The 18,663-nt window shown below is 65.8% G+C and carries 16 protein-coding genes; 11 read left to right on the top strand and 5 right to left on the bottom strand.

The genetic code is table 11. The features are described 5' to 3' along the window. Both ACSQ1X_RS12755 and rsmD read left to right on the top strand, forming a co-directional pair. Positions 1-2,214, top strand: coding sequence for an ATP-dependent DNA helicase RecG (locus tag ACSQ1X_RS12755; RefSeq protein WP_436057929.1), 2,214 nt, complete (start codon positions 1-3; stop codon positions 2,212-2,214). A 39-nt stretch (positions 2,215-2,253) separates the two neighbouring features. Beyond that, complete coding sequence (gene rsmD / locus ACSQ1X_RS12750) at positions 2,254-2,832, top strand: 16S rRNA (guanine(966)-N(2))-methyltransferase RsmD (RefSeq protein WP_436057928.1); 579 nt, start codon at positions 2,254-2,256, stop codon at positions 2,830-2,832. Here rsmD and ACSQ1X_RS12745 read toward each other — a convergent pair whose 3' ends face one another. The 3 genes from ACSQ1X_RS12745 to ACSQ1X_RS12735 are packed head-to-tail and all read right to left on the bottom strand — an operon-like array spanning position 2,833 to position 5,701. Continuing rightward, positions 2,833-3,618: a spermidine synthase gene (locus ACSQ1X_RS12745; RefSeq protein ID WP_436057927.1), complete on the bottom strand. Its 786-nt coding sequence runs from the start codon at positions 3,616-3,618 to the stop codon at positions 2,833-2,835. A gap of 2 nt (positions 3,619-3,620) precedes the next feature. Next, positions 3,621-4,829 (bottom strand): aminotransferase class I/II-fold pyridoxal phosphate-dependent enzyme, encoded by a 1,209-nt coding sequence (locus tag ACSQ1X_RS12740; protein WP_436057926.1) that lies wholly within the window; start codon positions 4,827-4,829, stop codon positions 3,621-3,623. Beyond that, positions 4,826-5,701, bottom strand: coding sequence for an SDR family NAD(P)-dependent oxidoreductase (locus ACSQ1X_RS12735; protein ID WP_436057925.1), 876 nt, complete (start codon positions 5,699-5,701; stop codon positions 4,826-4,828). The genes ACSQ1X_RS12740 and ACSQ1X_RS12735 overlap by 4 nt, the downstream gene beginning before the upstream one ends. A 43-nt stretch (positions 5,702-5,744) precedes the next feature. Here ACSQ1X_RS12735 and coaD point away from each other — a divergent pair, with 43 nt between their 5' ends. From coaD to ftsY, 7 genes are all read left to right on the top strand, one after another. Then, the gene (gene coaD / locus ACSQ1X_RS12730) at positions 5,745-6,245 is read left to right on the top strand and encodes a pantetheine-phosphate adenylyltransferase (protein WP_055795976.1); all 501 of its coding nucleotides are present in this window, start codon (positions 5,745-5,747) and stop codon (positions 6,243-6,245) included. A 176-nt stretch (positions 6,246-6,421) separates the two neighbouring features. Beyond that, the gene (locus ACSQ1X_RS12725) at positions 6,422-6,946 is read left to right on the top strand and encodes a YceD family protein (protein ID WP_436057924.1); all 525 of its coding nucleotides are present in this window, start codon (positions 6,422-6,424) and stop codon (positions 6,944-6,946) included. Positions 6,947-6,982: 36 nt separating this feature from the next. Beyond that, the gene (gene rpmF / locus ACSQ1X_RS12720; protein ID WP_009356569.1) at positions 6,983-7,186 is read left to right on the top strand and encodes a 50S ribosomal protein L32; all 204 of its coding nucleotides are present in this window, start codon (positions 6,983-6,985) and stop codon (positions 7,184-7,186) included. 18 nt (positions 7,187-7,204) lie between these two features. Beyond that, positions 7,205-7,927 carry a ribonuclease III gene (gene rnc / locus ACSQ1X_RS12715; RefSeq protein WP_436057923.1) on the top strand — a complete coding sequence of 241 codons (723 nt, stop codon included), beginning with the start codon at positions 7,205-7,207 and terminating at the stop codon, positions 7,925-7,927. A gap of 7 nt (positions 7,928-7,934) precedes the next feature. Next, positions 7,935-8,891 (top strand): bifunctional DNA-formamidopyrimidine glycosylase/DNA-(apurinic or apyrimidinic site) lyase, encoded by a 957-nt coding sequence (gene mutM, locus ACSQ1X_RS12710; protein ID WP_436057922.1) that lies wholly within the window; start codon positions 7,935-7,937, stop codon positions 8,889-8,891. A gap of 106 nt (positions 8,892-8,997) precedes the next feature. Further along, complete coding sequence (smc, locus tag ACSQ1X_RS12705; RefSeq protein ID WP_436057921.1) at positions 8,998-12,633, top strand: chromosome segregation protein SMC; 3,636 nt, start codon at positions 8,998-9,000, stop codon at positions 12,631-12,633. Positions 12,634-12,703: 70 nt separating this feature from the next. Then, the gene (gene ftsY, locus ACSQ1X_RS12700) at positions 12,704-13,918 is read left to right on the top strand and encodes a signal recognition particle-docking protein FtsY (RefSeq protein WP_055795955.1); all 1,215 of its coding nucleotides are present in this window, start codon (positions 12,704-12,706) and stop codon (positions 13,916-13,918) included. On the opposite strand, the gene ACSQ1X_RS12695 is transcribed toward ftsY, so the two are convergent. Continuing rightward, the gene (locus tag ACSQ1X_RS12695; protein WP_055797188.1) at positions 13,915-15,060 is read right to left on the bottom strand and encodes an MFS transporter; all 1,146 of its coding nucleotides are present in this window, start codon (positions 15,058-15,060) and stop codon (positions 13,915-13,917) included. The two genes, ftsY and ACSQ1X_RS12695, sit on opposite strands and share 4 nt — an antisense overlap. A gap of 354 nt (positions 15,061-15,414) precedes the next feature. Here ACSQ1X_RS12695 and ACSQ1X_RS12690 point away from each other — a divergent pair, with 354 nt between their 5' ends. After that, positions 15,415-16,767 (top strand): ammonium transporter, encoded by a 1,353-nt coding sequence (locus tag ACSQ1X_RS12690; protein ID WP_055795952.1) that lies wholly within the window; start codon positions 15,415-15,417, stop codon positions 16,765-16,767. Then, positions 16,764-17,102 carry a P-II family nitrogen regulator gene (locus tag ACSQ1X_RS12685; protein ID WP_011692333.1) on the top strand — a complete coding sequence of 113 codons (339 nt, stop codon included), beginning with the start codon at positions 16,764-16,766 and terminating at the stop codon, positions 17,100-17,102. The genes ACSQ1X_RS12690 and ACSQ1X_RS12685 overlap by 4 nt, the downstream gene beginning before the upstream one ends. Positions 17,103-17,198: 96 nt before the next feature. Here the strand turns inward: ACSQ1X_RS12685 and ACSQ1X_RS12680 are convergent, their stop codons facing one another. Continuing rightward, positions 17,199-18,587, bottom strand: coding sequence for a glucose-6-phosphate dehydrogenase (locus tag ACSQ1X_RS12680; RefSeq protein WP_436057920.1), 1,389 nt, complete (start codon positions 18,585-18,587; stop codon positions 17,199-17,201). Positions 18,588-18,663 lie beyond the last annotated feature (76 nt).

Genomic DNA, 18,663 nt, shown 5'->3' with positions numbered 1-18,663 from the left:
ATGAACGCTGAGCTGGAACTGGGCCTGGAACGCCGCATCGGCAAACGTTCCGCAGCCGTCATTGAGAAACACCTCGGAATCACCACGGTCGGCGGACTGCTCAACTACTTTCCGCGCCGTTACCTCAGCCGGGGTGAGCTGACGCCCATCAGCGAGGTCCCGCTGGATGAAGAGGTCACCCTGATCGCGCGCGTCGTGTCCAGCAGCACGCGCGCCATGCGGGCGCGCCGCGGCACCCTGACGGACGTCGTGATCACGGATGACGCCGGCACCCTGAAGGTGAGCTTCTTCAACGGTTACCGCGCCAAAGCGGAGCTGCTCCCGGGCCGGCGGGCCCTGTTCTCGGGCAAAGTCACCCGGTACGCCGGCAGCCTGAGCCTCACGAACCCTGACTTCCAGCTGCTCGATGAGGATCCTGACACTCCGGGCATGGACCCGGAGAAGCTCGCCGCCATGCCCATCCCGATCTATCCGGCAACAGCCAAACTCACCAGCTGGTCCATCCAGAAAGTGATCTCAACCCTTCTGGACACGGTCGACCTGGAACTCCTGGACGACCCCCTGCCGGCGGAAGTCTCGTCACGGGAAAAGTTCCTGCCGGCTGCCGAAGCCTACCGGCTCATCCACACGCCGGAAGTGCCGGGGGACTGGCAACGCGCCCGGGACCGGTTCCGGTACCAGGAAGCCCTCGTACTGCAGTCCGCCCTTGCCCGGCGCCGCGCCCAGCTGGCGGCCGAAGAGGCCACGGCCCGGCGGCCGGTCGCAGGCGCAATTCTGACGGCGTTCGACCGCCAGTTGCCGTTCACCCTCACCGCCGGCCAGTCCGCCGTCGGCAAGACCCTCGCGGAGGAGCTCTCGCAGGACAGCCCCATGAACCGGCTCCTCCAGGGCGAGGTGGGCTCAGGCAAGACCATCGTTGCCCTGCGCGCCATGCTCCAGGTGGTTGACGCCGGCGGGCAGGCCGCGCTGCTGGCGCCTACCGAAGTCCTGGCCGGGCAGCACTTCGAATCCATCCGCCGGACGCTCGGTCCGCTGTCCAGGGACGGACTCCTGGGCGGGTCCGGGCCCGACGCCGTGCAGGTGACGCTGCTCACCGGATCCATGCCCACCGCTGCCCGCAAGCAGGCCATGCTGGACGCGGCCTCGGGCACGGCCGGGATCGTGATCGGAACGCATGCGCTGCTGAGTGACAATGTCTCGTTCTACGACCTCGGGCTGATTGTCGTTGATGAGCAGCACCGTTTCGGTGTGGAGCAGCGCGACGCCCTCCGTGCGAAGGCCAGCAAACCGCCCCACCTGCTGGTGATGACTGCCACCCCAATTCCGAGGACCGTGGCCATGACCGTGTTCGGCGACCTCGAAACATCGGTGCTGGACGAACTGCCGGCGGGCCGCGCCCCCATTTCAACGCACGTGGTTGGACTCGCCGAAAATCCCGGCTGGGCCGGCCGTATCTGGTCCCGGTCCCGGGAAGAGATCGACGCCGGCCACCAGGTCTACGTGGTGTGTCCCAAGATCGGCGAGGACGACGACGGCGACTTCAGCCCCGGGGAAGCGGAACCGACGGCCGCCGACCTGGAAGGGGACGGACCTGCCCGCGAGCTAGCGTCCGTCACGGCCGTCGTCGAACATCTCCAGGACGAACCTGCGCTGGCCGGCGTTTCGCTGGCACCGCTGCACGGCAGGCAGGATCCGGTCCTGAAGTCCGCAACCATGGCGTCCTTCACGGCGAATGAAACCAAACTGCTGGTGTCCACCACCGTGATCGAGGTGGGCGTTGACGTCCACAACGCCACGCTGATGGTGATCCTGGACGCGGACAGATTCGGAATATCGCAGCTGCACCAGCTTCGCGGACGGGTGGGCCGCGGCGGTTTGCCCGGCACCTGCCTCCTGGTGACCACCCTGGAACCCGGCCACCCCAGCCGCCGCCGGCTGGACGCCGTGGCAGCCACCACCGATGGCTTCGAGCTGTCGCAGGAGGACTTGAAGCTGCGCCGTGAAGGGGACATCCTCGGGGCCTCGCAGTCCGGCGGACGCTCTGCGCTGAAACTGCTGCGAGTGCTGGAACATGAGGACATCATTGCGAAGGCACGCCAGGACGCGCAGCAGATCGTGGCCTCGGATCCGGCGCTGGCGGACCATTCCGCACTAGCGGAGGCAATCGAAGAGTACTTGAACCCCGAAAAGGAGGCGTTCCTTGAGCGTGGCTAGAAGAGGGCGCGCAGCTGCAGGCGACATGGGGGCACGCGCATGAGCCGTATCATCGCGGGCACCGGCGGGGGAATGCCGCTGGTCAGCGTGCCCGGGTCCATGACCCGTCCTACCACTGACCGCGTCAAGGAAGCACTTTTCTCACGGCTAGAGGCCTTCAACGTGGTGGCGGGGGCCCGTGTGCTCGATCTCTATGCGGGCTCCGGCGCGCTGGGGGTGGAAAGTGCCAGCCGCGGGGCGGAGACTGTTGACCTCGTGGAGTTCGACGGCAAGGCCAGCGAGGTCTGCCAGCGCAACGCGGACCTTATTAACGGGTCCGTGGGCCGCAAGGCGGTGTCGGTCCACCGGTCCCGGGTGGAATCCTTCCTGGAACGGACCGTGCCGGGAACCCTGTGGGACCTTGTGTTCCTTGACCCGCCGTATCCGCTGGACGAGCCCGCCATGGCCGCTGTGCTGGAGGAGCTGTCACCCTACCTGGCGGAGGCCGCCGTCGTAGTTGTGGAGCGCTCGTCCCGCAGCCCGGAACCGGGGTGGCCGGCGTCGTTGGAACGGTTTGCCGAGAAGAAGTACGGCGAGACCAAGCTGTGGTTTGCCGAACCCGTGGGCGGCGGCAGCTGACTAGTCTGAGATCGCGTCGAGGTCCACGCCGGCCAGCACCGTCCCGGGGTGCGGGCCGCGCGCCGTCAGCTCCCCGGTCCATCCCGCCGGCCACGGACCCTGCGTTCCTATGAGGATGATGTTGCCGGGATGGCGCCCGGCGAACATCCCGGACTCTGCGAACGCAGCCACGCCGTCCATGACCTGCCGCAACGCTGCCACCTGGCTCCGGACCAGCGTCAGCCCGGGCTCATCACCCACGTTGACGATCAGCACTCCCCGTGGCGTCAGCCGGGCCGCCGCTTCTGCGTAGAACCCGGCGCAGGCAATGTGCGCAGGCGCCTCCGGGCCGGAGAAGATATCCAGGATCACGACGTCGAAACGCAGCTCAGCCGGGAGCTCCGCCAGTGCGTCCCGGGCGTCGCCGATCAGCGTGTGCAGCACCGTTCCGTCCGGCATCGGCAACTGCTGCAGGACGAAGTCCAGCAGCTCCCGCTCGAGTTCCACGGCGTACTGCAGGGACCCCGGTCGGGTCGCTTGGATATAGCGGGCCAGCGTCAGCGCCCCGGCGCCAAGATGCAGGGCGCTCACGGGCTCGCCCGCAGGTGCAGCCAGGTCCACGACGTGTCCGATCCGACGGAGGTATTCGTAGAATATTTCGCCCGGTTCGGCGAGATTCACGTGGGACTGCTCCGCGCCGCCGATGCTCAGCACAAAGGATCCCTCCGTAAAGGTGTCCGGTTCGATGGTCGCGTGCTGGCCGGTGGTCCGGAGGAAGCGTGACCCTGCTGCGGGCCGCGGAGGCATCGTCAGAGCCTGTCGCGGAGCGTAGCGAGCCTCGATGCGGCCTCTTCAAGGACCTCAGTCTTTTTACAGAAGGCAAAACGGAGCAGGCTGCGGGTCCGTTCGGCACCCGCGGCGTGGCAGAAGACGGGCACCGGGATTGCAGCGACGCCCACCAGGTCCGGCAGCCTCCGGGCCAGGTCGACGGAATCGGAGATCCCCAGTGGGGCAGTGTCCACATTCACGAAATACGTTCCCTGCGGGGTGAACACGTCCAGGCCGGCAGCCCTGAGCCCGTCGCTGAGGATGTCCCGCTTCCGCCTGAGGGTCTCGGAGATTCCGGTGTAGAAATCGTCCGGAAGGGCCAGCCCCACGGCGATGGCGTTCTGGAACGGCGTGCCGGAGCTGTAGCTCAGGAACTGCTTCACGGTCCTGATGGCCGACACGAGGTGTTCGGGTCCGCTCAGCCAGCCGATCTTCCAGCCGGTAAAGGAGAACGTCTTGCCTGCCGAGGAAATGGTGATGGTCCGGCCGGCAGCGCCTGGCAGCGTAGCCACAGGGATGTGCTGTACACCGAACGTCAGGTGCTCGTACACCTCATCGGTGATGATCACGGCATTGTGCCTGGTAGCAAGTTCGACGACCCGCTGCAGCACTTCGCGCGGAAAAACGGCGCCGGTGGGATTGTGCGGATTGTTGATGAGCACAACCTTGGTGCGGCTGCTGAAGGCCGCTTCCAGGGCAGCCATGTCCGGCATGAAATCGGGAGCCAGCAGTGGAGCCGTCACGTGCGTGGCTCCTGCCAGCCCGATCATCGCGCCGTAGGAGTCATAGAAGGGTTCGAACGTGAGCACTTCGTCGCCGTGCTCCACAAGGGCCAGCAGCGAGGCCGCGATGGCTTCGGTGGCGCCGGTGGTAACGATGACTTCAGTTTCCGGGTCCGGGGCCAGTCCATAGAACCGCTGCTGGTGTGCCGAAATGGCCTCCCGGAGGGAAAGGATTCCCTTGCCGGGCGCGTACTGGTTGGCGCCCGAGCTGATCGCCGCCTGGGCGGCCGCTTTGATTTCCGCCGGGCCGTCCTCATCGGGGAAGCCCTGGCCAAGGTTGATGGCGCCGGTCCGGACCGCGAGGGTGGTCATCTCCTCGAAGATTGTGACACCGAGGGTGCCGTCGGCTGCCAGCAGGTTCGCTCCCGACGCTGCCCGCTGCCACGGTGCCGGAACTGTTGTGCTCACTGTTTGCCTGCCTGTCGGTTGGTGACGGAGTTCTCTGCCCGTCCGGTGAATTTTTCCATGCCCGCGTAGATCCGGAAGATTCGTCCGCCGATGAAGTCCCATGCGCGGACCGGGAGAATCCCCCGAAGGACCTTGCCGAGATTGGCCGTCGCCGGAGCGATCAGGAGCGGGCGTCCCGCGGCCATTGCCCGCCACGACCGCCGGACCGCGTCATCGGGAGTCATGAGCGGCGTGAGCAACGGACCCCGGGCGCCGGCGAACATTCCGGTGGAAATGTAGCTCGGACAGAACGTTGTGACCCGGAGATGCCGATAGCCCTCCTGCTCCAGTTCGATCCGCAGCGAGTCGCTCCAGCCCACCATGGCCCACTTGGAAGCTGCATAAACGCTCATTCGCGGGTTTGACACTGTTCCGGCGGCAGAGGCGACGTTCAAAATCCGGCGGGGGCGCGCGCCGTCGGCCATCATGCCCGGCAGGAACGCCAAGGTTACGTACATCGGAGCCAGAGCGTTGACTTCCATGGTCAACGCGATGTCCGGGGCGGGCCGGTGCTCCCAGAACAGGGCGCCGCGCACGATTCCGGCGTTATTCACCAGCAGCGTCAGGGGGCCGTCCGCCGTGCATTCGCGTGCGGCCGCCGCAATGGCGTCACGGTCCGCAAGATCCACTTGCCGGGCCACGGCACGAGAGCCGAGGGCCGTGACTTCGCCGGCAACGCGTTCCAGTCCGACGCCGTCCACATCCCACAGGATCACCACTGCGGCGCCTTCCCGGGCGGCACGGAGGGCGTGCAGCCGGCCCATGCCCATGGCGGCTCCGGTGACAAGAACTACGCCCCCTGCAACGGTGAAGGGAATGTTCGACTCGGGCATCCAGTCATGTTATCCCGCTCCGTCTATGGGGTAGGTTCGGAACATGAGACGCGCCGTTTGCCCAGGCTCCTTCGACCCGATCCACAATGGCCACTTGGAAGTCATCGCCAGGGCCGCCGGCCTCTTTGACGAAGTGATTGTGGCGGTGTCCACCAACTATGCCAAGAAGTACCGTTTCACCCTGGAGGAGCGGATCGACATGGCGCGCGAGACCCTTGCGTCGCTCCGCGGCATCGTGGTGGAGCCTGTGGGGGAGGGCCTGCTCGCGGAATACTGCAGGCAGCGGGGAGTGTCCGCCATTGTGAAGGGCCTGCGCTCGTCCTCAGACTTTGACTATGAGCTCCCGATGGCCACCATGAACCGTCAACTCAGCGGCGTGGAAACGGTCTTCCTTCCCACCGAGGGCCACTACCTCCACTTGTCATCCACGCTAATCAAGGAAGTCTTTACGCTGGGCGGAAGTGTGTCCGACTACGTGCCGAGGTCGGTGCTGAAGCGGCTGCTTGCGGGCGAGTCGTCGCCGGACCAGCCCCGCAGAGGGTAGGCTTGATCGGTACGCAACGGCCCCGGCCGGATTCGCGACCCATTCCTTTGTTTGTCCCGCGGTGCTGAACTGTGTGGCTTTCGCCCGGTTTGAGTCCATCCGGAAGATCAGGCTAAGATGGTACGTCGGTCATATGTTCAACAGGAGTTCTCATTAAACGAGATGCTAGTTCGCCCTTGGCGTTCGACGTCAAGGACCTCGGACGCAGTCCGGGGAGCATGCGGACGCTGACGGAACATGTACCCGCACCAAGTGACCTTGGTGTGGCCCTCATTGGCGTGCAGGAAGGCTCGGATGTCGAGCTGGATCTGCGACTGGAGGCCGTACACGAAGGAATCCTGGTATCAGGAACCGTTCACGTCGAAGTAACCGGCGAGTGCGGCCGATGCCTGGATCCCCTTGCGTATGACCTCGAGGTCAATGTGCAAGAACTTTTCTTCTACGAGGACGCCCAGTTCTCCGATGAAGAAGACGAAGAAGAGCAATATCGAATCGAGCACGATTTAATCGATCTTGAGCCGGTGTTGCGGGACGCAGTTGTAACCATGCTGCCGTTCCAGCCGGTGTGCCGGGAAGACTGCCAGGGCCTTTGCTCCGAATGCGGAGTACGCCTGGAAGACGAGCCGGGGCATCACCACGAGGTCGTAGATCCTCGCTGGGCTGCCCTAGCTGATCTGGCTAAGCCTGACCGGCAAAATTGATTTGTAAGTGTTTTTCTAGAGAGAAATGAGTTAGCCGTGGCTGTCCCGAAGCGGAAAATGTCTCGCTCGAATACCCGCGCCCGCCGCTCCCAGTGGAAGGCAACCGCCCCCCACCTGGTGAAGACCGTTGAGAACGGCCAGGTTACCTACAGCCTGCCGCACCAGGCAAAGGTCGTTACCGACTCGGCTGGCACTGCGCTGTTCCTTGAGTACAAGGGCCGCAAGGTCGCGGACGTCTAATCGGCCCACTGGCTGAACATGACGTCTTCAACTGAAGAGCTTTTGAAGCGTCTCGGTGTCTCTATTGACGCCGGGACGCTTCGTCTTGCTCTGACACATCGCTCCTATGCCTACGAAAACGGCGGCATACCCACCAATGAGCGCCTCGAGTTCCTGGGCGATTCCATTCTGGGCTTTTCCGTGACAGATGCCCTGTATCGGGACAACCCTGCACTGCCCGAGGGTGACCTTGCCAAGCGGCGTTCTGCCGTGGTGAGCACCAGGGCGCTTGCAGGAATCGGCCGCAGCCTTGGCATCGGCGACTACATCTACCTCGGACAGGGCGAAAAGCTCACCGACGGCAAGAACAAGGCGTCCATCCTCGCCGACACCATGGAAGCGCTCATTGGCGCCACCTACGTGTCCAACGACATCGAGACGGCCCGTCAACTGGTCATGCGGCTGATCGGTCCGCTGCTTCAGGATGCCGCGGCCCTCGGTGCAGGCACCGACTGGAAGACCAGCATCCAGGAGCTCGCAGCCAGCCGCCAGCTGGGCAGCATCTACTACGCGGTGGAGGGTTCAGGCCCGGACCACGCGCGGACGTTCGTAGCGGTGCTCCGGATCGGTGGGACCGATTACGGGCAGGGTGCCGGACGCTCCAAGAAGGAAGCCGAGCAGGAAGCCGCAGCCGATGCCTGGCGGAAGCTGTCGACTGCGGGCCCGGCAAACGTTCCGGCGGAATCCGAAGCCGACCTCTAGGTTCTTCGTGCCCGAACTGCCGGAAGTCGAAGTTGTCCGCCGCGGCCTGGTGAGCTGGGTCCGCGGCAGGACCATCACCTCCGTTGACGTCCTGGATCCGCGTTCCATCCGCCGGCATGCACTCGGCGCCGAGGACTTCGCGGGCAATCTTGAGGGCGCCCGGGTCCTGGATGTGGTGCGCCGCGGAAAGTTCCTCTGGCTCCCCCTGGAGCAGTCGGTAACAGCGCAGTCGGGCACCGACCGGCCTGCCGTCGCCCTGATGGCGCACCTGGGAATGAGCGGCCAGCTGCTGATGCAGGATTCCGGCGTGCCGGACGAAAAGCACTTGAAGATCCGTCTGCGGCTGAGCCCTGTTGACGGCATGCCGGAACAGCTCAGGTTCGTGGATCAACGCATTTTTGGGGGCCTGTTCGTGACGTCGCTGGTTCCCACGGCCGACGGCGGACCCGGCGGCCTGGGTGAGGTGCCCGCGCCGTACATTGCCGAGGAAGCCGCTCACATTGCCCGGGATCCCCTGGACCCGCACTTTTCCTTCGATTCCTTTTACCGGCGCTTGCGCAACCGGAAGACGGGGTTGAAGCGGGCGCTCCTGGACCAAGGGCTGGTTTCCGGCATCGGCAACATCTACGCAGATGAGGCGCTGTGGCGCGCCCGCCTCCACTACGCCCGACCCACCGATACGCTCCGCCGCGGCGATGCCCTGAGGGTTCTCGACGCCGCCCGCGAGGTCATGCTGGATGCGCTGGCGGCGGGCGGGACCAGCTTCGATTCCCTCTACGTCAACGTCAACGGCGCCTCGGGATACTTTGACCGGTCCCTTAATGCCTACGGCAGGGAAAATCAGGAGTGCAAGCGCTGCGCAGCTGCAGGAATAGTGAGCCTCATGAAGCGCGAACAATTCATGAACCGGTCCTCCTACACCTGCCCCGTCTGCCAGCCGCGGCCCCGCAACGGCCGGTGGTGAGCGGAGCCCAAATCCGGGCTTTGTCGGTGCCACGCAGTAGATTTAGGGCAGGAACACCCAGCTTCAGCCACGCAGAACATCAGCCACTCAGGAGATCCGAAACACCTTGCACCTCAAGAGCCTGACCGTCCGCGGATTCAAATCGTTCGCGTCAGCCACGACGTTCGACTTTGAGCCGGGCGTCACTGCAGTGGTCGGTCCGAACGGCTCCGGTAAATCCAATGTTGTGGATGCTTTGTCCTGGGTCATGGGCGAACAGGGTGCCAAAACACTGCGCGGCGGCAAAATGGAGGACGTCATTTTCGCGGGTACGTCCGGCCGGCCGCCCCTGGGCCGGGCACACGTCTCGTTGACGATCGACAACACGGACGGTGCGCTGCCGATCGAGTACAGCGAAGTGACGATCTCTCGGACGCTGTTCCGCACCGGCGGGTCCGAGTACGCCATCAACGGTGCAGGCTGCCGTCTCCTCGACATTCAGGAACTCCTGTCGGATTCAGGCCTCGGCCGGGAAATGCACGTGATCGTTGGGCAGGGGCAGCTGGACAAGGTCCTGCACGCCACCCCGGAGGACCGGCGCGGCTTCATCGAAGAGGCGGCAGGGATCCTCAAACACCGCCGGCGCAAGGAAAAGACGGTCCGGAAACTGGAGGCGATGCAGGCGAACCTGCAGCGACTGGGTGACCTCACCAGTGAAATCCGGCGGCAGCTGACCCCGCTTGGCAAGCAGGCGGAAGTGGCCCGCCGCGCCCAAAGCGTCCAGTTTGAAGTGCGGGACGCCCGTGCAAGGCTTCTGGCGGACGACCTTGTGCAGTTGCGGTCGGTCCTGGCCCAGGAGGTTGCCGATGAATCCGCGCTGAGGGCGCGCCGGGCCATTGTGGAGCAAGGCCTCGAAAACGGTCGTCAGCGGCAGTCGGCGCTGGAACGGCAGGCGGCCGAGGCAACCCCCAAGCTCAACGCTGCGCGGGACACCTGGTACCAGCTATCCGCGGGCCGGGAAAGGTTCCGCTCCCTCCGGTCGCTTGCGGAGGAACGCCGCCGGCTGCTGGGCGCCGCGGACGAGACCCCGGACTCGGGACGGGATCCGGAACAGCTTGAAAGAAATGCCGCCCGCGTCCGCGAGGAACAAGCCGCCCTGGAAGACGGGATCCTGCAAAAGCGCACTGCGCTGGAAGCCGCGACGGCAGCCAAACAGGACGCCGAGAGTGCGGCAAGTGCCGAAGACAAACGGCTGGCTGCGGTGCTCCGTGCCGCCGCCGACCGCCGGGAGGGGCTGGCAAAACTGGCCGGCCAGGTCGGTGCAGCACGGTCACGCGTTGAGGCTGCACAAGCCGAACTTGGCCGGCTCCGGGATTCGCAGGCTGCCGGTGACGAACGCCGGCGCCGCGCCCAGAGCGAGTTCACGGCGCTGGAATCGCAGGTCGCCGGCGTCGAGGACGGCGAGGAATCCCTGGACGCCGATTACGAGGATGCCAGCGCTTCCCTGGATGAAATCCTGGCGGACATTGAAGCGCTGAAGTCAGCCGAGCGCGACGCGGAACGGGAACGCGATTCGCTCCTCGCCAGGCGCGAGGCACTGCAGCTCGGGCTCAACCGCAAGGACGGGTCCGGCCGCGTCGCCGACTCGGGATTGCCCGGCGTCATTGGGTCCCTGGCGTCGATGCTCTCCGTCGAATCCGGTTATGAAGCGGCCGTCGCCGCTGCACTGGGTAACTGCTCTGACGCAGTCGTCGTCCGGGACGCCGGTACCGCCGTCGAAGCGCTGCAACTGCTTAAGGACGACGACGCCGGACTCGCCTCGCTGCTGCTGGCGGCCCCGGCGGGGCAGGACGACCCGGAGGCGATGCCTGCCGTGCCCGCGGTGCCGGCCCGACGTCCCCTTGCCCCGGGTGCCCGATGGGCTGCGGACCTGGTCAGTGCATCTGACGCCGGCGGTGCCGCGGCGGACCCGCTGCTGGACACCCTGCTGCGCAGCTTGCTGGATGCCACTGTGGTTGTTGACGGCCTTGAAGCGGCGTCGGAGCTTATCCGCGAGCAGCCAGGGCTGACCGTTGCAACGCGGGCGGGCGACGTTTTCACAGCCTTAACCGTCCGGGGCGGCTCGGCGAGTGCACCGTCCCTGCTGGAAGTGCAGGCCGCCGTCGACGACGCCGAAACGAGGCTCGCCGCGGTTGGCGCCGACCTCGAACGGAACCGGTTTGCGCTGGCCTCGGCCTCGGCGCGAAAGGCCGATGCGCAGGAACGCGCAGACGCCGCCTTGGACCGTCTCCACGAATCAGATGCCCGGCTGGCGGCCGTGGCCGAACGGCTGGGCCATCTGAACTCGGTGCTCCGGAGCGCAGTGGGGGAGAGCGAAAGGCTCGGCGCGTCGCTGGCCAGGGCCGAGGCAAACATTGTGGCCGAGCAGGAGGCACTCGAAGCTGCGACCGCCCGACTCGACGCAGCCCAGCAGGCCCCCGCGGATGAGGAGCCCTCGGCCGAGCTCCGTGACGAGCTGGCGCTGGCGGCGTCGGCGGCACGGTCTGCCGAGATGGAGGCCAGGCTTTCGCTCCGGAGCGCCGAGGAACAACTCACCGCCACGCGCAACCGGGCCCTTTCATTGGAACGTGCCGCGGTGGCCGAGCGACGGGCGCGGGAAGAAGCGGCGCGGCGTGCCCGCCGCCGCAGGCTCCAGGCTCGCCGCGCTGCGGCTGTTTCGGCTGCGGCGGAGCAGGCCATCGGTTTCATGGACGTCTCCGTGGATCTCGCCCTCCGCGCCCGGGACCTTGCAGAGGAAGAACGGGAGCTCAGGGATCGCGAACTTGTGGAGGTACGTTCGCAGAACGACGCCCTCAGCCGCGAGCTGGCGGAACTGACGGATTCGGTGCACCGCGACGAGCTTGCCCGCACCCAGCAGCGGCTGCGGATCGAGGCCCTCGAGCTGCGCTCGGTTGAGGAGCTCGGCTTGTCGCCGGACCAGCTGGTGGCGGACTACGGTCCGGACCAGCCGGTGCCGGTGCCCGCCGAAGGGTCCGGCGACAAGTGGGCGGCCCTCCGCGCGGCGGTGGACGAGGACGGCAGACCGATCCCCGAAGGCAAACCCTTCGTCCGCGGCGAGCAGGAAAAACGGCTCCGCAAAGCCGAGCGGGACCTCTCGTCCCTGGGCCGGGTGAATCCGTTGGCACTGGAGGAGTTCGCTGCCCTGGAGGAACGGCACCAGTTCCTCAGCAGCCAGCTCGAGGACCTCAAATCCAGCCGCAAGGATCTGCTGGACATCATCAAGGAAGTGGATGACCGTGTCCAGAAGGTGTTCGCCGAAGCGTTCGCGGACACCTCGGCGCAGTTCGTCCGCGTATTTGCCCGGCTCTTTCCTGGCGGCGAAGGCCGGCTCGTCCTGACCGACCCGTCAGACATGCTCACCACGGGCATTGAGGTGGAGGCACGGCCGGCCGGCAAGAAGATCAAACGGCTCTCCCTGCTGTCCGGGGGCGAGCGTTCACTGACCGCGGTGGCCCTGCTCGTGGCCATCTTCAAGGCGCGCCCGTCGCCGTTCTATGTGATGGACGAAGTGGAGGCTGCCTTGGACGACACCAACCTGGGCAGGCTCATCACGATCTTCGAAGAACTCCGTGAGTCCAGCCAGCTGATCGTCATCACGCACCAGAAGCGGACCATGGAGGTTGCCGACGCGCTGTACGGCGTCACCATGCGGGGCGACGGGGTGTCAACGGTCATCAGCCAGCGCCTCGGCGCCGAAGTTTAGCCGGACTGCGTGCCGGCCGGCGTCGGTGTGAGTCTCCGGCAGCGTCCCGCGATTGTGAGAAGCTAGGGGAGTGAATGACATCCTCCCCATTATCCTTGCCATCCTCGCTGCCCTGGTGGTCGTTGGCGGACTGATCCCGGTCCTCCTGAAGACCCGCCGGAACATCACGAAGTACCCGGGCACCCGCGACGCCAACGATCCCGTCGAACCCGTGCGCGGCGCGGGCGGAACGCTGGTGGAGGACCGCCCGGCGGCGACAACCGAGCGCAAAGCGCCCGGCGCCGTCGACCTCGAAGGACTGGAGCCGGCCGAGGTCCCGGACGACGCTGCGGGGCTTGAAACCATTGCCGTCGAAACCCCGCTGCCGGTTGCGGGACGGCTGACCCGGCTCCGCGAACGCCTTGTCAGGTCCAACAACATCCTCGGCAAGGGCCTGCTCGCGCTCCTGTCCAGCGACAAGATTGACGAAGACGTCTGGGACGAAGTCGAAGAAACGCTCCTGCTGGCGGATCTAGGCACCGCACCGACCATGGAGCTGGTTGACGCGCTCCGGGAACGCGTCAAAGTGCTGGGAACACGGACCCCCGAGCAGGTCAAGGCCCTGCTTCGCGAAGAATTGATCAAGCTCGTGGACCCGACCATGGACCGCAGCCTCCGCACCGAACGCCACGCCGACAAGCCCTCCGTCATGATGGTGGTCGGTGTCAACGGCGTGGGTAAGACCACCACCGTGGGCAAGCTCGCACGCGTCCTCGTGGCGGAAGACAAGGACGTCCTGCTGGGCGCTGCGGACACGTTCCGTGCCGCAGCCGCCGAACAGCTCGCCACATGGGGTCAGCGCGTCGGCGTTCCCACCGTGAAGTCCGACGTCGACGGCGCCGATCCCGCCTCAGTCGCCTATGAAGCGGTCAAGGCGGGCATCGACCAGGAGGTCGACGTCGTGATGATCGACACCGCCGGCCGGCTCCAGAACAAAGTCGGCCTGATGGACGAACTCGGCAAGGTCAAGCGCGTCATCGAGAAGTTGGCCGAAGTGGACGAGGTCCTTCTGGTGCTGGATGCCACCACCGGACAGAACGGCCTGAACCAGGCCCGCGTGTTTTCCGAGGTAGTCAACATCACCGGCATCGTGCTGACCAAACTGGACGGCACCGCCAAGGGCGGCATCGTGGTGGCAATCCAGAAGACGCTCGGGGTTCCGGTCAAGCTGATCGGGCTGGGCGAAGGGGCGGACGACCTCGCCCCGTTCGACGCCGAGAGCTTTGTGGACGCGCTGCTGAACTAGGCAGGCCGGTGGACGGTCTCCCGCGCGAACAGCCAGCCGGCCGCGGCCACGATCAGCACGCCACCGGTCACGCCGAAGGCCCAGCCGTAACCGAGCCGGTCCGCGAGGAGCCCGGCGAGCACGGGGCCGACGATGGCGCCCGCGTCGGACATCATCTGGAAGACCGCGAGCACGCGGCCGCCGGAGCGCCCGTTACCGATCACGTCGGCAATGGCGGCCTGCTGGGCCGGACCCAGCAGGCCGGAACCTATTCCGGCGACGGCGGAGGCCGCCAGGAACCAGGTCATGTCGTGGGTCAGCCCGATTCCAGCCGTCGCCACGCCCGTCAGGACCAGGCCGGCAATCATCATGGGCTTGCGTCCCAGGCTGTCGGCAAGTTTCCCTGAAACTGTCAGGGCCGCGGCGTTGCCGCCGGCAAAGACGGCCAGCGCCCAGCCCGCGGCAGCAGGCCCTGCACCCAGGGCCGCTACGGCGAAAAGCGGCACCGTGGCCATTCGCACACCGAACGTCGCCCAGCCGTTGGCGAAGCTGGAGAACAGTCCTGCACGGTAGGCGCTGTCCTGCATCGCCTCGCCCAGCCCCATCGCCGGCTCGGTGCTGCGGTCCTTCCGTGACTTCCCTGGCACATGGCTGAGCTGGGTCTGGACCACCAGCGCCGCCAGGACCAGCGCGGCCGCGTAGGCCAGGAACGGGATGCGCAGGCCGAATCCGGCGAGCAATCCGCCAACGATGGGACCGCAGACGTTGCCGATGAGGAAAGCGGAAGCGTAGGCGCCGGAAACCCGGCCGCGGCTCTCCGGCGGTGCCAGCCGTACCACCAGGGCCATGGACGCGACCGTGAACATTACCGAGCCCGCGCCTCCCAGTCCCCGGAAAATGAGCAACTGCCAATAGTCCTGGGCGAACGCGCATGCCGCAGTTGAGACGGCCACGATCAACAGGCCGGCCACATAGACGGGACGTTCGCCCAGCTTCACGATCAGCGCACCGCCGGCAGGTGCGAAAAGCAGCCGCATGAAGGCAAAAATGCTCACGATGACGGCGGCGGCAGTGGCCCCGACGTCGAATGTGGTGGCAAATTGGGGCAACACGGGCGCCACCAGCCCGAAACCAAGCGCAATCAGGAAGGCTGCGACCAGCATCACCTTAATATCGCGCGGGAGACGTGTGCCGGGAGGCTGTTCTGCGGGGCCGGGTTGGCCTGATTGGCCGCCATTCCGGCCGGGCAAGGCCTTACCGGGGCGGAAGCGTTCGTTCATGGTGCCGTTGTCCTTGCGGGGTGCTGTGAGGTGCGTTTGGGACTGGTGAAACATAACCGTAACAAGTGGGATATGCACCATTTACTTCCGGGAGGTTCTTGTAACAACCCGGACATCTAATTCCTCCGCCGGCGAAACACAGCCCGGCAAAAATCGTCTTAGAACGCAAACAGGCGTTGGGCATGCGGAGAACTCCGCGGGATCAACAAAGCATCTAGGCAAGGGAGGACGTGCACCATGGAACTTACCGCAGGTCACGTATGGCTTATGGTTGCGGCGGCACTTGTGCTGTTCATGACACCAGGGCTGGCATTTTTCTACGGCGGCATGACACGTGCGAAGGCCGCGCTGAACATGATGATGATGAGCTTCATCTCCATCGGCATGGTCGGCGTGGTGTGGGTGCTCTGGGGCGCATCGATGAGCTCCGGCGAAGGCTTCATGCAGATCGTCGGCAACCCGTTCGCAACGTTCGGACTTGAGGGAATCACCACCCCGGACGGACTCATCAAGGTCGGCTACGCAGCAACCTTCGCCATCATTACGGTGGCACTGATCAGCGGCGCCATCGCGGACCGTGCAAAGTTCGGCGCATGGACAGTGTTCGTCCCGGTCTGGGTCACGCTGGTTTACTGCCCGATCGCCTACATGGTCTGGGGCGGAGGACTCTTCGGTCCTGAAGGCGCAGTCGGCAAGGCTCTCGGTCCTGCCATTGACTTCGCCGGTGGCACCGTGGTGCACATCAATGCCGGTGTGGCCGCACTCATTCTCGTTCTGATCATCGGCAACCGCAGGGGCTTCGGCAAGGACCCGAACCACCGCCCGCACAACATCCCGTTCGTGATGCTCGGTGCGGCGATCCTGTGGTTCGGCTGGTTCGGCTTCAACGGCGGCGCAGCAACCACGGCGGAACAGGGCGGACTGATCTGGGTCAACACCCTCGCCGCACCGGCAGCTGCCATGCTCGGCTGGCTCATCACCGAACGCATCCGCGACGGCCACCCCACGTCACTGGGCGCAGCCTCCGGCGTTGTCGCCGGCCTGGTCGCCATCACCCCGGCTTGTGCCAACGTCAGCCCGATCGGCGCGCTGGGCCTCGGCGTTGTTGCCGGTGTGGCCTCCGCCCTGGCAGTCGGCCTGAAGTTCCGCTGGGGCTTCGATGACTCGCTGGATGTTGTCGGCGTCCACCTCGTCTCAGGCGTTATCGGCACCGTGGCACTCGGCTTCATCGCCCTCCCGGTTGAGGGCGTCGGCGGCGGCCTCTTCTACGGCGGCGGACTGACCCAGCTGTGGGCCCAGCTCGCAGCGGCAGGCATTGCCATCGCCTACTCGGCCATCCTGACGACCGTGATCGCCCTGGCCATCCACAAGACCATGGGCTTCCGCGTCTCCCAGGAGCAGGAAGTTGTGGGCGTGGACCTCAGCCTGCACGCCGAGACTGCCTACGAATTCGGCGTCGGCGGACACGGCGGGAGCTTCCAGCCGCTGCATGAACTGATTACCGGCAAGCAGGGCGAGGAGTCCGCTCCGGTAGCCGAAGACGGCAAGAAGACTGACGCAGCAACAGGTAAGGAAAGTGTGGGGGCATGAAACTGATCACAGCAATCGTCCGGCCGGAAAAGCTCGACTCCATCCGGGAGGGGCTCGAATCCTATGGCGTGCAGGGCCTTACGGTCAGCGCCGCCAGCGGGTACGGCAGGCAGCGCGGTTACACCGAGGTGTACCGCGGGGCTGAGTACAACGTGGACCTGCTTCCCAAGATCCGCGTTGAAGTCCTGGCCACGGACGAACAGGCTGACGACATCCTGGATGTCATCATCGCCAGCTCCAACACGGGCCGTGCCGGCGACGGCAAGGTCTGGACGGTGGACGTCTTTGAAGCTGTAAGGGTACGAACGGGAGAACGCGGCTCGGCCGCTATCTAGCCGGCCGCAAGCCCAATGAGCTTTGCGTAAAGCGGGCCCGGCACCTGAAAAGGTGCCGGGCCCGCTTTGCGTTCGGAACAGCTACGTTCGGGGCTCTTAGGCCGGCCAGCCCTCGGGACCGGAGGTTCCGGCTGCGTATTCCTCCAGCGGAACGCTGCCGCGTTCCCACGCCTTGATCACCGGCTCAATGATCCGCCAGCAGTCTTCGGCGGTGTCCGCCCGCACGGACAGCAGCGGATCGCCGGTGAGGACGCCCTCGAGCACTTCACCGTAAGGGAGGAGGTCGGAAGCGCTGAGTTCGGCGTTGAGCGTTACCCGGTCGAGGCTCAGGACATTGCCGGGGCCGTTCACGTCGACGTCGAACTGCAGGGTGTCGGGGCCGAACCCGATGCGGAGCTGATTGGGGGAGTCGACGCCGGTGAATCCTGCTGGCAGGTGCGGCACAGGCTTAAAGGTGACAACTGCTTCCTTGCGTTTTGCCCCGAGCGCCTTGCCGGACCGGAGGATGAAGGGGACACCCTGCCACCGCCAGTTGTCGATGCCCACCTGCACCTCCGCCAGTGTCTCGGTGTTCCTGGCTGCGTCCACGCCTGCTTCCTTGGTGTAGTCCGGGACTTTCCGCCCGTCGATGGAGCCTGCGGTGTATCGGGCACGGCGCGTGTTTGAGCGGTAGGGGGCCTTGATGCTGCTGGCGCGCAGGAGTGTGGCCACGGCGTCCCGGAGGTCACGCTCATCGACAGTGGCCGGCGGCTCGATGGCCATCAGCGCCATGATCTGCAGCAGGTGGCTCTGGATCATGTCACGCAGCGCGCCTGCGCCGTCGTAGTATCGGGCGCGGCCCTCCAGTGCGAGGTCCTCATCAAAGATGATCTCCACCTTCTCGATGTATTCGCGGTTCCAGACCGGCTCCAGGAAGGTGTTGGCAAAGCGAAGTCCGAGGATGTTGAGTACCGTTGCCTTGCCCAGGAAGTGGTCCACCCGGTGGATGTGGTCCTCCGGGACCAGCGCCGCCAGGGTCACGTTGAGGTGCCGGGCCGAATCCTCACTGGATCCGAACGGCTTTTCCATCACCAGGCGGGTGCCGGCGGGCACGTCCTCCGGGGCCAGCACTTCGCATGCTTTTTGGCTGACGTGGGGCGGAAGGGCGAAGTACACGGCCACCGGAGCTTCGAGGCCGGACAGCAGTGAGGCAAGGCCGCCACCAGCGGTCACGTCAAGCTGGTGATACGAGGTTGACGCCGCTATCCGCTTGAGTTCGCGCTTGCCCGCGGCGTCCGCCTGCGAGTTCGAGTCGGCGAAAGAGGTCTCGACACGTTCCAGCCATTGCTCCTGGGTCCAGGGATCCGAACCTGCCCCGACGAGCGTCAGCCCGTCCGCGCGGCCCCTGGCGGCCAGCCGTGCGAGCCCCGGCAGGAGCAGCCGGCCGGTAAGATCCCCTGACGCACCAAGGATGAGCAGGGTTTTTACAGTTGTTTGGGTGGCCATCCTGCCAGCATGCCATCTTGCAGGCCTGTCTTGGTACCCTAGATAGTCGAGTCCCGTTGTCGAGGCAGTTGGTCCA

Origin of the sequence: Arthrobacter sp. LjRoot78 (genome assembly GCF_964254335.1) — a bacterium.
Lineage (GTDB): Bacteria > Actinomycetota > Actinomycetes > Actinomycetales > Micrococcaceae > Arthrobacter.
The sequence above is the reverse complement of the archived record's forward strand: the minus strand, read 5'-3'. Positions and strand labels throughout refer to the sequence as shown.

Bases quoted from the DNA above. Each gene is read 5' to 3' on its own strand.
- ACSQ1X_RS12690 (WP_055795952.1), top strand. From the start codon at position 15,415: ATGGAACTTACCGCAGGTCACGTATGGCTTATGGTTGCGGCGGCACTT.
- rnc (WP_436057923.1), top strand. From the start codon at position 7,205: ATGACGTCTTCAACTGAAGAGCTTTTGAAGCGTCTCGGTGTCTCTATT.
- rsmD (WP_436057928.1), top strand. From the start codon at position 2,254: ATGAGCCGTATCATCGCGGGCACCGGCGGGGGAATGCCGCTGGTCAGC.
- ACSQ1X_RS12745 (WP_436057927.1), bottom strand. From the start codon at position 3,618: ATGCCTCCGCGGCCCGCAGCAGGGTCACGCTTCCTCCGGACCACCGGC.
- ACSQ1X_RS12755 (WP_436057929.1), top strand. From the start codon at position 1: ATGAACGCTGAGCTGGAACTGGGCCTGGAACGCCGCATCGGCAAACGT.
- coaD (WP_055795976.1), top strand. From the start codon at position 5,745: ATGAGACGCGCCGTTTGCCCAGGCTCCTTCGACCCGATCCACAATGGC.
- ACSQ1X_RS12680 (WP_436057920.1), bottom strand. From the start codon at position 18,587: ATGGCCACCCAAACAACTGTAAAAACCCTGCTCATCCTTGGTGCGTCA.
- ACSQ1X_RS12695 (WP_055797188.1), bottom strand. From the start codon at position 15,060: ATGCTGGTCGCAGCCTTCCTGATTGCGCTTGGTTTCGGGCTGGTGGCG.
- ACSQ1X_RS12685 (WP_011692333.1), top strand. From the start codon at position 16,764: ATGAAACTGATCACAGCAATCGTCCGGCCGGAAAAGCTCGACTCCATC.
- ACSQ1X_RS12735 (WP_436057925.1), bottom strand. From the start codon at position 5,701: ATGCCCGAGTCGAACATTCCCTTCACCGTTGCAGGGGGCGTAGTTCTT.